The 13,111-nt window shown below is 61.8% G+C and carries 16 protein-coding genes and 1 tRNA gene; 3 read left to right on the top strand and 14 right to left on the bottom strand.

All coding sequences use genetic code 11. The annotated features are described in order from the left end of the window. Positions 1–32: 32 nt before the first annotated feature. The 4 genes from cofC to ACNO8S_RS02095 form a co-directional block, all read right to left on the bottom strand. Positions 33–656, bottom strand: a complete 624-nt coding sequence (cofC, locus tag ACNO8S_RS02080; RefSeq protein ID WP_014039499.1) for a 2-phospho-L-lactate guanylyltransferase — start codon at positions 654–656, stop codon at positions 33–35. Beyond that, positions 656–1,432: a hypothetical protein gene (locus ACNO8S_RS02085; protein WP_050007444.1), complete on the bottom strand. Its 777-nt coding sequence runs from the start codon at positions 1,430–1,432 to the stop codon at positions 656–658. Before ACNO8S_RS02085 ends, cofC begins: the two co-directional genes overlap by 1 nt. Beyond that, on the bottom strand, positions 1,410–2,591 hold the full coding sequence (locus tag ACNO8S_RS02090; protein WP_005536054.1) for a tubulin/FtsZ family protein: 1,182 nt from the start codon (positions 2,589–2,591) through the stop codon (positions 1,410–1,412). The genes ACNO8S_RS02085 and ACNO8S_RS02090 overlap by 23 nt, the downstream gene beginning before the upstream one ends. Positions 2,592–2,728: 137 nt before the next feature. Further along, on the bottom strand, positions 2,729–3,628 hold the full coding sequence (locus tag ACNO8S_RS02095) for a complex I NDUFA9 subunit family protein (RefSeq protein ID WP_050007445.1): 900 nt from the start codon (positions 3,626–3,628) through the stop codon (positions 2,729–2,731). Positions 3,629–3,767: 139 nt separating this feature from the next. Between ACNO8S_RS02095 and tmk the strand changes: the two genes are divergently transcribed. Then, positions 3,768–4,355 carry a dTMP kinase gene (tmk, locus tag ACNO8S_RS02100; RefSeq protein WP_050037539.1) on the top strand — a complete coding sequence of 196 codons (588 nt, stop codon included), beginning with the start codon at positions 3,768–3,770 and terminating at the stop codon, positions 4,353–4,355. On the opposite strand, the gene ACNO8S_RS02105 is transcribed toward tmk, so the two are convergent. Together ACNO8S_RS02105 and ACNO8S_RS02110 are read right to left on the bottom strand one after the other, a co-directional pair. Then, positions 4,352–4,672 (bottom strand): hypothetical protein, encoded by a 321-nt coding sequence (locus tag ACNO8S_RS02105; RefSeq protein ID WP_014039503.1) that lies wholly within the window; start codon positions 4,670–4,672, stop codon positions 4,352–4,354. The genes tmk and ACNO8S_RS02105 overlap by 4 nt on opposite strands. A 52-nt stretch (positions 4,673–4,724) precedes the next feature. Beyond that, positions 4,725–4,955, bottom strand: coding sequence for an Lrp/AsnC family transcriptional regulator (locus ACNO8S_RS02110; RefSeq protein ID WP_008310913.1), 231 nt, complete (start codon positions 4,953–4,955; stop codon positions 4,725–4,727). A gap of 140 nt (positions 4,956–5,095) precedes the next feature. Between ACNO8S_RS02110 and ACNO8S_RS02115 the strand changes: the two genes are divergently transcribed. Together ACNO8S_RS02115 and ACNO8S_RS02120 are read left to right on the top strand one after the other, a co-directional pair. Beyond that, positions 5,096–5,782 (top strand): potassium channel family protein, encoded by a 687-nt coding sequence (locus tag ACNO8S_RS02115; protein ID WP_146417959.1) that lies wholly within the window; start codon positions 5,096–5,098, stop codon positions 5,780–5,782. A 2-nt stretch (positions 5,783–5,784) separates the two neighbouring features. Further along, the gene (locus tag ACNO8S_RS02120; RefSeq protein ID WP_014039505.1) at positions 5,785–6,015 is read left to right on the top strand and encodes an Lrp/AsnC family transcriptional regulator; all 231 of its coding nucleotides are present in this window, start codon (positions 5,785–5,787) and stop codon (positions 6,013–6,015) included. A gap of 39 nt (positions 6,016–6,054) precedes the next feature. Here the strand turns inward: ACNO8S_RS02120 and ACNO8S_RS02125 are convergent, their stop codons facing one another. The 8 genes from ACNO8S_RS02125 to ACNO8S_RS02160 all read right to left on the bottom strand — a co-directional run bounded on the left by ACNO8S_RS02125 (position 6,055) and on the right by ACNO8S_RS02160 (position 13,022). Beyond that, the gene (locus ACNO8S_RS02125) at positions 6,055–6,567 is read right to left on the bottom strand and encodes a DUF5813 family protein (protein ID WP_420182401.1); all 513 of its coding nucleotides are present in this window, start codon (positions 6,565–6,567) and stop codon (positions 6,055–6,057) included. 215 nt (positions 6,568–6,782) lie between these two features. Beyond that, a tRNA-Leu gene (locus ACNO8S_RS02130) sits at positions 6,783–6,867 on the bottom strand. 148 nt (positions 6,868–7,015) lie between these two features. Then, positions 7,016–7,540: a DUF7529 family protein gene (locus ACNO8S_RS02135; RefSeq protein ID WP_050037542.1), complete on the bottom strand. Its 525-nt coding sequence runs from the start codon at positions 7,538–7,540 to the stop codon at positions 7,016–7,018. Between the two features lie 37 nt (positions 7,541–7,577). Further along, on the bottom strand, positions 7,578–7,985 hold the full coding sequence (locus ACNO8S_RS02140; protein ID WP_420182402.1) for a DUF7555 family protein: 408 nt from the start codon (positions 7,983–7,985) through the stop codon (positions 7,578–7,580). Continuing rightward, complete coding sequence (locus ACNO8S_RS02145) at positions 7,978–9,315, bottom strand: ABC transporter ATP-binding protein (protein ID WP_044951665.1); 1,338 nt, start codon at positions 9,313–9,315, stop codon at positions 7,978–7,980. The genes ACNO8S_RS02140 and ACNO8S_RS02145 overlap by 8 nt, the downstream gene beginning before the upstream one ends. Next, a complete protein-coding gene (locus ACNO8S_RS02150; protein WP_050037544.1) occupies positions 9,308–10,528 on the bottom strand; it encodes an ABC transporter ATP-binding protein in 1,221 nt (406 codons plus the stop codon). The genes ACNO8S_RS02145 and ACNO8S_RS02150 overlap by 8 nt, the downstream gene beginning before the upstream one ends. Beyond that, the gene (locus ACNO8S_RS02155; RefSeq protein ID WP_079891631.1) at positions 10,525–11,982 is read right to left on the bottom strand and encodes an ABC transporter permease; all 1,458 of its coding nucleotides are present in this window, start codon (positions 11,980–11,982) and stop codon (positions 10,525–10,527) included. Before ACNO8S_RS02155 ends, ACNO8S_RS02150 begins: the two co-directional genes overlap by 4 nt. Then, entirely contained in the window at positions 11,982–13,022 is a 1,041-nt protein-coding gene (locus ACNO8S_RS02160; RefSeq protein WP_014039512.1) for an ABC transporter permease, read from the bottom strand. Before ACNO8S_RS02160 ends, ACNO8S_RS02155 begins: the two co-directional genes overlap by 1 nt. Between the last annotated feature and the right edge of the window lie 89 nt (positions 13,023–13,111).

Raw genomic sequence — 13,111 nt, forward strand, 5'->3', positions numbered from 1 at the left:
TCCCGGGGTGTGCACCCCACGAACAAAAACCTTCACTCGCGGCTCACGGTGACACGGCCGTCTGTGAGCGACAGACTGAAACCGGCGTCAATGAGCCAGTCCGCGGCCGCGCCGTCGCTGTGTAGCAGCACTTCAGCGAGGTCGCCCGGTTCGTCGATGTCGGTCGCGAGCCGCCGAGAGTCAACTTCGGTAACGCTGGCTCCCACGTCCCGGGCAATCTGCCGGTGGTCACGTATCGACGCGCCGTGGTAGTCGACCCTGAACTCGGGGTGGCGACAGACGAAGGCGTTCGTCCCGCCGCCCAGACCCGGGGCCAGCACGACGTCGGCGTCGGGGGCGAGCAGTCGCTCGATACTTTTCGGCGTTACGAGCGGCAAATCCGCCATCACGACGGCAAGTGCGCCATCGCCGTCAGTCACTATCGACGCGAGCAGGTCGTTGACGAGCGGGTCGAGCCCGCGGTCGTCGACAGTGAGCGGTGCGGCACAGTCGAGCGGTGCCGTCGAGATAACGTCGGGTTCGTGGCCCGCCGCTGTCACTGCGTCGACGACGTCTGCAAGCATCGCTTCGGTAAAATCACGGCGCTCGTCGGGAGAAAGAACGGACGCAAGTCGCGTTTTGGGGTCAGACCCCGAGACGGGGACGACGAGACGCATTACAGCTTGGAGTACTCGTCCTCACTCATCTGGGTGTACGCGTAGTAGCCGCCACCGACCAGCAACAGGAGGACGATGAGTCCGCCGCCGACCAGCAGGAGCGTTCGCTGGGTCTGAGCGCTTTGCTGGGCCTGCTGTGCCTGACTTTCGGCCTCCTCGGCGAGGTCCTGGGCGTTCTGGAAGTTCCCGTTCTCGTAGGAGGAGATAGCGCTACTGACTAGGTCCTCGGCGTCTTCGTTCCCACCGGCTTCGTCGATTGCGGCCTGCGCGTCGTCGATTGCCTGTCTCGCTGACTGGCTCTCTTCAGTGTAGTGACGGGCGGTGTCGTTGCGGAACTCGTCCTCGTTGCTCCCGCTGATACGACTGAGAGAGGCGACCTGATAGTTCTGTGCCGGGTCGTACGTGTAGTTCGAGATGGCCGGCGTCGTGCCGACGAGCTCGACGCGAACCTGGTCCCCGTTATTGTCGATCTCCAGGTCCTGCTCGAAGGACTGGTCGCCGTAGGTTTCCTGGCTCACCTGGCTACCCGCACGCAACACAGTGACCGTCCAGCTAACGTCCTGGAGTTCGGTCGAGCCGGCGAGCGTCCACTCGTTCGGTGCGTCGGTGAACGGGTCGTCAATCGTGTACGTCACCGACACCTCTTCCTCGACGGCTGTCTCGCTCGGGACTCCCTCGGCAGAGACAGAGAACGCACTCGCTGTGCCGGCGGTCGCGAGCAGCGCGACAACACAGAGGAGTGCGGCGGTCTTGTTAGAACAGCGGATCAAGTTCATCTTCGTCGTCTTCGACTAAGTCCTCTAAGTTATCTTCGCTTTGGTTACGGATATCGTCGATATTGTCCTGGGCCTCGATGGCGACCTGCTGGAGTTCCTTGATGCGGGGAACGTTGTGGACGCCGGCCAGCAGGATGGACGCGGCCACTTTCGGGGCGTTGGTCGGATAGTCGCCACCGCGGACCTCCATCGAACCGGTCTGCTCCTCGAGCCACTTCCGGCCGCGCTCTATTCCCTTTCGATTCAGGTGCTCTGGCGGCCCTGCCATCACAAGCAAGGCACGCTCTGCACCTTCAATCTCACAGGGAAGTGTTAGCCGCCCGAGCGCGGCTTTCCGGACGAGCGACGTGATACGGTTCGTCGTGTTCGCCGTGTCCATCCCGTCGTCAGACGAGTCGTCGCCCTTGAACCGCGAGAGCAGGCCGCCGCCGCCGGAGGAGACCTCGACGTCCTCGGAGGCGTAGCCGACGGTGGACACGCCGCCGCCGTCGAGCGTGTTGATGATCTCGGAGGAGTCGACGACGCTTTCGGCGACGTTATCGCCGGCCTCGATCTCGCCGGCACCGAACAGCACGCCGAAGCGCCGGACGATCTCCTCGTTGATGTGGTCGTAGCCGCCCTCGACGGACTCGCCGGTCTGTCGCCAGGCGTCGTTGTCGAACACCATCAGATTGTCCACCTCGCGCACGAACGTCTGGAACGACCGAGCGGCGTTGAGGGTGTAGATGCCACCCTCGTCGCTGCCCGGCAGGACGCCCAGGCCGTACACCGGTTCGGTGTAGATGCGCTTGAGGTGTTTCGCGACGACCGGCGACCCGCCCGACCCCGTCCCGCCGCCGAGACCGGCGACGATGAGGAAGGCGTCGACTTCGTGAACAGGGATGTTGTCGATAGCGCCCTGTACCTCGTCGATGTCCTCTTCGGCGATTTCCGCGCCGAGTTCGTTGTCTGCGCCCACGCCGTGGCCCTTAACGCGGGCCTGGCCGATGAGCACTCGATTCTCTTCCGGAATGTGTTCTAGCCCAAGCAGGTCTGCTTTCGCTGTATTGACCGCAACAGCCGAGCGGACGATTCCCGAGCCGGTCTCCTTGTCGTACTCGAGGAATTTGTCCACAATTTTGCCCCCGGCCTGCCCGAAGCCGATCATCGCCAGTTTCATTATATAGTTCTCCGCTTAAAGGGTCAAAGAGCGATAGCGAGTATAAGTGTTTTGCCCGGATCTCAGCCCTGAAAGCCAGGATTGAAAATCAATACTATCCAACACAACACTCTTTAGGGGATGGCTACTGCCGGCGCTTATCCGCTGAGGTATCCGCTGAGTGTCGTTAGAGAGTCACTACTGACTCCGAACGCGTCGATTTCGTTCGTTGTCGGAGTGTTATCGAATTTGAGTGAGCGGTACTGGTCGGCACCCATCGGGAACCCGACGCTCCCCAGCACAGAGAGACCGACCTTCGCCAGCGGCATCGGGAGCGGGACGATGCTTACCGACGACCCGTCGGCATCATACACCTGATTGGTCACGTCTCTGAGCGTCAGCACTTCCGGCCCACCGATTTCGTAGGTCTCGCCGACGTGTTCTTCGGATTCGATACTGTTGACGAGCATCGGCACGAGGTCACCGACCCAGATGGGCTGGAACTTGGTTTGCTTTCCGCCGCCGGGGAGCGGGTACAGCGGGACGCCCGGCGCGAACATCCCCTTGAGGCGCTTCGTGAAGGAGACGAACTCTCCGCCCTCGCCGAAGACGACCGACGGCCGGAAGATGGTCCAGTCCAGCGAAGACTCCGTAACGACCTGCTCGGCCCGACCCTTCGACCGGATGTAATGCGTGTCGCCATTGGGGTCCGCACCCAGCGCACTCAACTGGACGAACCGGTCGACGTCGTGTTCTTCGGCGGCTTGCACGCTGTTTTCGGTCCCGCCGAGGTGGATGCGTTCGTGCATCTCGTCGCCGCCGTCCGGCTTGAACAGGGGCGACAGTGCGACCAGGAAATACACCGCGTCCTGGCCCTCGAACGCGCTCTCGATGCTGTCGTACTCCGTGACATCCCCGGCAACAGTTTCGACACCGCTGGGAAGCGTCGCATCTTCCGGTGACCGGGACAACGCAGTGACGGTGTGTCCCTGGTCGTCGAGTTCGCGGCACAGGTGTTGCCCGATGAATCCAGTCCCGCCGACGACAAGTACATTCATAGACTCCAGTACGGTCGGTAGAACCGTAAAGGTGGGCGTGTTTGTTCGGCTGACCGGTCCGCAGTCCGGCCACTTGTGTCAGCCTACGGATGCACTGTCCGGTCGGGGCGCTTACGTCCCCCCACACGGATTGTGAGGTATGCTCGTCACGCTCGAAGGATTGGACGGGAGCGGCAAGACGACTGTGTGGGAACGGCTCCAGAGCGACGACACTGTCCCCAGCGAGGCTGTGTTCACGCGCGAACCGACCGACACCTGGTACGGGGACGCCGTCCAGCGCTCTATCGACGACGACGACGCGGACTCGCTGGCCGAACTGTTCCTCTACACGGCCGACCACGCCGCACATCTCTCGAACACGGTCCGACCGGCGCTCAACGAGGACCGACTTGTCGTCTCCGACCGCTACAGCGACTCGCGGTACGCGTATCAGGGTGCGACACTCGAAGCTAGTGAGACGTTCGACGACCCGCTGTCGTACGTCCGGGAGGTCCACGCCCCCTGGACCCGTCCGCCGGACCGGACCGTGTATCTCGACCTCGATCCCGAAACCGCCGCACAGCGCAGCGGCGCGACGAACAAGTTCGAAACTGCTGACTATCTTTCGACGGTTCGTGACAACTACGAGCGACTCATCGACGCCGACCCGGAGCGGTTCGTACGCGTCGACGCGACCGCTGACCCGGACACCGTGTACGAACGCGTCCGAGCGGCGGTTCTCGATTAGTCCATCGACGCCGGCAGTTCGACCTCGTCGGGGGCAGGCATCCAAAAGTAATCGAACGTGATCCCGATAGCGAGCGGAATAACGACCGTCATGAGGATGACAGCCGTCTGACTCCCGAGATCCGCACCGAGTTTGAATACACCGCTCAATACGATGAGGATGACGACCATGACTACCGGACAGAGGAGCAGCGAGTAGACGATACTTCCCCACCGCGTGTGCAAACGGACGCGGAAAAAGCGCGTCATGAGCGCCGTCACAGCACTGTTGACCAGCACGATGACGAGCAGGCCGATAATACCGGCGACACTGACCATGTTCGACGTAGGGCGGCAAGTCCCTTTGCCGTGTCGGAACAACGTGACTCGCTCACTCTAAGCAGATGTACGTGCGCGTGTCAGCGACGCCGTTGAGATCACGGACGTGACCTGCGACCGACTGCATGATATCGTACACCTCCGTCCCGGTCGCTTCGGCGATGATATCGTACTGCCCGGCGACGATGTGTGCTTCGGTGATGCCCTCGGCGTCGCGAACTGCCGCAAGGAGTTCTTCGGATTTCCCGGCAGCGGTCTTGATCATAATGAACGCGCTAACCATGTTGTGGTGTGTCGTGTCATAGCACGAAAAAGCTTCCGTCAGGGGACAACAACGGCTTTGTTGTTTGATAGCGTGGTCAAGGCGTCCGGTGGTTCCACCGGGTGGGTACTTTTATTCACCCCCGTCCCATAGGAGCGTGTATGCGATTCGTTATCGTGGGTGCAGGTCGTGTCGGACTGCGGACGGCTCGCGTCCTGCAAGAGAGTGGCCACGAAGTTGTCCTCATCGAGCGCGATGAGAACGCGGTCGAGCGCGCGCGGACGGCTGGCTTCGAGGTGATCGCGGGTGACGGCGCTATCGAGGAGACACTCGGTGGCGCCGACCTCGAAGCCGCCGACGCGCTCGGCGCGCTCACCGGCGACTTGAACGACAACTTCGTCGCCTGTATGATCGCCAAGGAACACGGCTGTCGAACCGTTATGCGCATCGACGAGGACTACCGCGAGGAGATCTACCGACGCTACGCCTCCGACGTCGACGAGGTCATCTACCCCGAACGGCTGGGCGCTATCGCCGCGAAGAACGCGCTGCTGGGCGGGAACATCCGCGCAGTCGCCGACATCGCACAGAACCTCCAGCTCGTGGAGTTCACCATCCAGAAGCAATCGCCGATGGAGGGGTACTCACTGTCGGAGTTGGAGCTTCCGTCGAATTCCCGACTGATGGCGCACGGGAAAGGCGAAGCCCCGCTCGCCATTCCCGGCCCGGACGAAACACTGGAGGCCGGTGACCGGGTCGTGATACTGGCCGACTTCGAGACGCTCTCCGACGTCCGTAGTATCGTTGTCGGTGAATCAGAGCCTGCGACCGCGCTTGGAGGTGCCTGAACATGGTCATTGCGTACGTGATGGTCAAAGCCCACACCGGTGATGCGGATCGTCTGAAAAGTGATATCGAAGCCGTCGACGGCGTTGTCGAAGCCCACATCGTCGCCGGTGACGTCGACTTCATCGCAAAAGTGAACGTGGAGACACCCGCCGAAGTCAAGGACGTCGCAGCGACACATATCCAGGAAATCCAGGGCGTCGAAACGACACAGACCTACATCGCGATGGACTGAGGCTGGCTGTTACCCTGTTTCCATGCTCGACACGTACAGCTACAGCGGTGTCCCGCCGCGAGACCCCTCGCTCCCGCCGGTACTCGCCGAATTGAGCAGGTCAGCCACGACGCCGACATAGTCGTAGCCGGGAATGACGCCCTCGACGTACGTCCCCTCGACGTACTCGACGAAGGTTTTGGCGACGTCCGCGGCCTGCCGTTCGCCACCCATTGTGTACTCGAACGTGACCACGACCTGCTCGCCGGCCTCAACGACGCTGTAATCGTCCAGCTCGACAGCGGTTCGGGTCGCTTTCGGCGCATCCTCCAGCCGCCGCTCCAGTGTCTCGAACCAGCCGTCGATGACGGCGTCACCGACCTCGTCGCTTGTCGCGGCCTGTAGCGACGGCGCTCTGACCGTCACCTCGTAGTTCGTCCGCCACTTTTCGCCCTCAGTTGCAGTCACGCGGCCGTCGAAGTTCGTCGTCTCGACAGCGTAGCTATCCCCAGCCGAGACGAGCGCATCGTGTCGGTCGAACGCTTCGGCAACGTCATCTGGCACATCAGTCATTACGCCGGTATAGGCCACAGACGTGCAAAAACGCGTCGTGTCCGGTTCGTCTCCGTTCGAATTGCCATCAAAACGGTTCACACGCTCTCACATTGTTCGAGCGGATTCATGTGAGGGATGGGATTCGAACCCGATGCAAATCCTCACTTCGTTCGAATTTCCGTGATTCGAATCCCACGATGACATTCGTTGCTCACGGATTGTTCGCAACAGAATGCGAGGGATGGGATTCGAACCCACGGACCCCTACGGGAGCGGGTCTTAAGCCCACCGCCTTTGGCCAAGCTCGGCTACCCTCGCGCAGATTGAACTCTGCGGGGGCTAGTGAATGGTCCTTTCGGTCTCGGACTGCGAGGTGTCCTATCGCGTCCCACCACAGTCAGGTCGGCGGAACTCGATAGCGGCCGTGACACACTGGTTCAGCTGTCACTTCTCCTCTGACGCCCGTCTACTCCTCGACCGGGAGCCTGTCGGTCGGAAGGAACTTCGTCCGGTCGGCGTGGTCGAACGTTGCGACCGGCGTCCCGTCCAGTTTCCTGAGCAACGTCTGGAACGTCGCACCGTCGTTCGCGGCGGTAACCGTGTTCCCGGCATCCTGGAGTTTGTACGCGCCAGCGATGAACAGCGAGGCGGCGTCCGGATCGAAGTACTCGACGGCCAGAAACACCTGCTCCCCGACCGTCCGCCGGTACACGTCGTACGCTTCGAGTGGGTTCGATTCGACCAGTCGCGTCACTTCCTCGGCCTTGTTACCCGGAATGACGAACACGAGTTCGAGTCCGTCACCGTCGTCGACTGTCTGCAGGCCCGCGTCCCCGGCCGGGACGACGACGGCCTCGCGGCCGTTAGCGCGCCGCTGGTCAGCCAGCGCCTGTGTCTCTTCCAGCGTCTGTTTCCACGATGCTTTGCGGTCGTCCGAACCGGCGGCAAGCCGTTCGAGGTCGTCTGTCCCTTCGCCACCTGTCTTAACCATATCCTGTCGTTACGCCCGCGGGAGGTAAATGGTGGTGTCACTGGACGCCGAAGACGACCTCCATGCTCAGTGAAAGCCCGAGGACGAACAGACTCGCTACGAATAGCTTCACCGGCGGTGAGAGCCGGTCTTCGGGCGGGGCGAGCGAGTCGAGTGGCGGCACGACGCGGGCCAACACCGACTCGAACGGCGTCCGCTCCCGCGCTGATACGCCGAACGACACGCCGGACTCATCAGACTCGTCGGAATCGAGGGACGGCGCGCGCCACAGGGTGATCGATGCGTAGCCGAACAGCGCGAAGCCGATAAAAAACAGCACGAACTTCACCGTCACCCAGCCACCGCCACGGAGCGGCGAGAGCACGCCACCGATAAGCGTTGCTGTGAGTGTGACGCCGAGGGCGTACCACAGCAGATCGAGTCCCTTCCCCGCCAGGTTATCCATCGTGCGTGTCGTAGCCACGGCGACGCAGTTCTTCTCCGGGAGCGTCGTGGTCCGTCGCGTGCCGGTGACAGAAGCTCGTCCGTCTGTCGTCGACATCGTAGTACTGCGGCGTTTCGGTGTCACACCGACTGCCGAACGCTTCCTTGAGGTAGGCCCGTGCAGCGTCGGGGTCTCCATCACTGAGATACGTCACAGCCTGTTCGACGTGCTCTCGCACGTCCGGCGGGAGATCCACGTCACTGAACTCCTCCTCGACGATTTCATCGCCGTCGGCCAACGCGGTATCGAACCCGAGCCGTTCCTTGAGCCGCTCACCGATCGACTGTTCCGCGCGGGACCGCTCGCGAATGACGTCACGGAACTCCCGGATACGGTCCCACACTTCGTCGCTAGCGTCTATGTCTTCGGGCCGAATCCGGACGGGACACCGCGTTGCGAAGGGACACCCCTCTGGCGGGTCTCGTGGACTCGGCGGTGAGCCAGGCAGGGTAATCCGGTCCGCTTGAGCCGTCGGGTCCGGTTCCGGAATCGCGGACAGCAGTGCGCGCGTGTAGGGGTTTTCCGGGTTCTGGAACAGCTGTTCCGTCGGCCCGACCTCCATGAGGTTCCCGAGATACATCACCCCGACGCGGTCACAGATGTGCCGGACCACGCTCAGGTCGTGCGCGATGAAGAGGTACGTGAGACCGAACTCCTCCTGAAGTTCCTCCAGCAGATTGAGTATCTGGGCCTGGACGGACACGTCGAGTGCTGACACGGGTTCGTCGAGGACGACGAACTCCGGTTCGAGCGCGAGTGCCCGAGCGATGCCGATACGCTGTCGCTGCCCGCCGGAGAACTGGTGGGGATACCGGTAGTAGTGCTCCGGCATGAGCCCGACCTCGTCGAGCAGTGTCCGCACCTTCTCCCGACGCTCGCGGGCCGTCCCCTGTTCGTGGACGTCCAGCGGCTCGCGGATGATCTCGCCGACAGTCATCCGGTCGTTGAGGCTCGATTCGGGGTCCTGAAACACCATCTGGGCGTTGCGGCGCCACTGCTTGAGGTCGCCGCCGCTGAGTTCGGTTATATCGGTTCCATCGAAGGAGACCGTCCCGGACGTGGCGGTCTCCAGTTGGATGAGCGTCCGACCGAGAGTCGTCTTGCCACAGCCGGATTCACCGACCAGCCCGAACGTCTCGCCGCGCGCGATCTCGAAGTTCACGCCGTCGACGGCTTTCACCGGGTCCCCACCGAACAGTCCACCGCCTTCGTAGTACGTCTTCAGGTCCTGCACATCGAGCAACGTCTCGCCGGTCTGGTGTGACACAGTATCGACGATTGATTCACTCATCTGTGTCACCTCCCTCCAGCTGTCCGCCGGTGTCTCCGGCACTGTGGCCGTGGCCACCGTCAGCCCGGGCATCGCTGTCTTCGGACCCGGCCGGGCCGGTATCCTCACCGGCTTTTCGGCGCTCAGCCGGCCAGTCGTCCGCCGACAGCGCTTCGCTTGCCTCGGCGCCCGTCTGGTCTGCGTTCTCTTCGTGGTGTGTCACAGTGTCGTCGGTAGGCATATCTTCGGGATACAGGAGACAGGCGGCGGTGTGGTCTGCTGATTCGCCGACCTCCACATGGGCGGGATGGACCCGCTCACACTCGTCGAAGCCCTTCGGACATCGGCTGACGAACCGGCAGTACGACGCCGATTCGTGTGGCGTCGGCACGTCCCCTTCGATAGTGGGCAGCCGATCCGTACTGGGGTTCCGACCGGGAATACTCTGCAGTAGTCCCTGCGTGTATGGGTGGTGTGGGTTCGCGAACAGTTCCTCTACGGGTGCTTTCTCGACGACTTCGCCGGCGTACATCACGGCGACGCGGTCGGCGACCTCCGCGATGACGCCCATGTCGTGCGTAATGAACATGATACCGATGTCACGCTCCGTCTGAATTTCCTGTAGCAGGTCCAGAATCTGGGCCTGAATGGTGACATCGAGTGCTGTCGTCGGCTCATCACAGATGAGCAGGTCGGGGTCACAGGCTAGTGCCATCGCGATGACGGCTCGCTGGCGCATCCCGCCGGAGAACTCGTGGGGGAACTCGTCGACACGCCGTGCCGCGTCGGGGATACCGACTGCACGCAGCAGTTCGATGGCTTCCGACTTGGCTTCGGTGCCTTCCATACCGCGGTGGAGCTCCAGCGCCTCGATGATCTGGTTCCCGACAGTGTACACCGGGTTGAGCGAGCTCAGCGGGTCCTGAAACACCATCGCGATGTCCCCGCCACGAACTGACCGATACTGCTTTTCGGAAAGCGTCGTCAGCTCTCTCCCGTCTAATCGGATAGACGACTCCTCGCGGATTTCGCCCGGACTGTCGACCAGTCCCATTATCGAGCGTGCGGTGACGCTCTTGCCAGAGCCGGATTCGCCGACGATACCGAGCGTCTCGCCGCGTTCGATGTCGAACGAAACGCCGTCGACAGCGCGGATCTCCTCTCGGTCGCTGTGGAATACGGTTCGGAGGTTGTCAACGGCCAGCAGCGGCTCGCCGTCGTCGGTGTGGCTCATCCGCCACCACCTCCGGCGGCCGCGCCAGTCGCACCGCCTTCGGCACCCTCGCTCTGTGGGTCGATAGCGTCACGAATCCCGTCGCTGAATGCGTTGAAGCCGGTGACAACCAGCGTAATCAGGATACCCGGGATGAGCGAGATGTGCCAGGACTGACTGGCGATGTACTGTTGTCCGATGTTGATCGCCCGCCCCCACTCAGGAGTCGGGGCGGTGATCCCGAGTCCGAGGAACGAGAGTGCAGAGACGGAAATAATCACGCCACCGAGCGTCAGGGAGGCGTAAACCAGGAGATAACCGAGGATATACGGTGCCATATGTTTCCGCATAATCACAGTGGGTCGCTGGCCGTAACTCTTTGCCGCGTCGACCCACTCCTGTTCACCGACCTGTAGTGCAGGGCCACGGACCGCTCGCCACAGCCCCGGCCAGCGTATCAACGCGAACAGGAGGATGAACAGCATGGCCCCGCTGTATAGCTCTGCTATCCAGTGGTTCCTGAACACCACCGTCGCAAGAATCACCAGCAGCAATGCTGGCATTGCCTGGACGGAGTCGCTGGTCAGCACCACGATGAGGTCAGTCACCCCCTTGTAGTAGGCGGTAACTAATGCCAGCGTCGTTGCGATAAAGCCCGCAATCGCCATCGACCCGAGCCCGATGAACAGTGACACCCGTGCGCCGAACGCGAGGAAGGTGAACAGGTCCTTGCCGCTGACGAGCGTTCCGACAGGGTGGAACCGCCCGAAGTCGTCGTAACTCCAGACTCCGACGTTGCTGTCTCCGCTACCGCGGGAAGCGGAACCGAGGTTCGCTTCACCGATGGTAATCGTCTCGACCGTCTCCGTGTCCTCGTCGTAGTACTTCATATCGTGGGAGTACGGTCCCTCGATATTCTCTTCGGCCGTGGTTGGGCCGACAACGGGCGCGAACGCGGCCATCGTGACGAAGAAGACGACGACAGTGAGCCCGAACAGGCCCCAGTAGTGGCTTCGGAGTCGGTCGATGACGTCGTCAGTCGGCGTCCAGTCAGCAGCGCGGTAGTGCCGACGGAAAAGGACGTAGCCGTACCACAGCCAGCCTAGCAACGCTGCAACGTATGCATACACAAGCAGGAAGCGGATGAGCCACGCGTATTTCGGCTCAAGGCCGAGGAAGGTCCCCTGCCAGGCGCTCCCGTCGTAATACCCTCGGTTGGGTACCAGTTCCCGGCTCAACAGATGCGGCAGTTCGCTGAAGAAGGCTGACGCACTGGCGAACGCCTCGGCGCCGGGTGCTCCCGGGAGCAACCCGAGTCCGGCGCCTATCGCGCCAAGCAGCCCATCGAGGTATGTCGGTCCTTCAAGCAGCAACAGGATACAGAGTCCTGCTCCCCACAGTAGTGCCGGTCTGGGGTGTGCCCTGAGTCGGTCCTTCAACGGCTGATCGATGTCATCGGTGAGTTCTGTTTCCATCATCCGTCGTACCCCACACGCGGGTCGATAATCGTGTACGCGAAGTCCTGTACGATATTCAGGCCGACAATAAGCAGGATGAACAGGTACATCAGCGTCCCGACAAGCGGGAGGTCACCCTGCTTTGCCGCCTTGACGAACAGCAGGCCGATACCGTTGATAGAGAAGACAGTCTCGACGAGCACTGATCCGCCGATCAGGATGAACGCTTCCGCAGTGATGACCGGCACGAGCGGAATCAGGGCGTTCCGGAAGATGTGCTTCCACACCAGCACTCGCGGTGAGACGCCTTTGGCCTTGGCCGTTTCGACGTACTTCGAGTTGATTGTCTCAAGGACGGCGGTTCGGCCGATACGCATCTCTGTGCCCATCGACGCGGACCCGAGCACCAGTGCGGGCGGCAGTATCTGTTTTGTCGCTTTCGCCAGATTTGTCCATGCCTGCCCGGGATCAGTTATCAATCTCGTCGGGCTCCTGAGCACGGCGAGGTTCGGAGAGGTCACGACATTGGTCTCCACGATGAAGCTGGTCCAGCTGAACCCGAACAGCTGCTCTGTCTGTGAAAGCACCGTAACCAGAATCACCGCAAGCCAGAAGTTCGGCATCGCTCGCCAGACAATTCCACCGAAGGAGGCGAAGTAGTCAGAGAACGTATTGGGATTCAGGCCGGCGTAGAAGCCGAGTGGAATTCCGATTCCGAGGGCGATCAGGACCGCCCAGAACCCGAGCCAGATCGTCCGTGGGGCATAGCTGATGATGAGGTCGATGGCCGGCGTTCCGGAGTTGACGACCCACGATTGGCCCAGATCAAACAGGAACAGATTACCCATGAAATCGAAGTACTGCTCCCAGAGGGGCTCGTTCAATCCCAATCGTTGCTCGATCTGTCGAATCGCACGCGCATCGCCTTGCGGTCCGAGGATCGCTGCCGCGGGGCTAAGCGGCCCCAGCCGGATGATTGCAAACGTTACTGTCGTCCCGAAAATGATAACGGGGATTGACAGAGCCACACGCTTGAACAGGTATGTGAAGCGGCTCATGGCTTGTCTTGTCTCGGTTGTACGGGTATTTGTGAGTTCATAATCTTTGAGGGCTGCGAACTTGGTACCGTCACCGGGTATGACGGAAA

Source organism: Haloarcula sp. KBTZ06 (genome assembly GCF_048595605.1).
In the GTDB taxonomy this organism is placed as follows: Archaea; Halobacteriota; Halobacteria; order Halobacteriales; family Haloarculaceae; genus Haloarcula; species Haloarcula hispanica.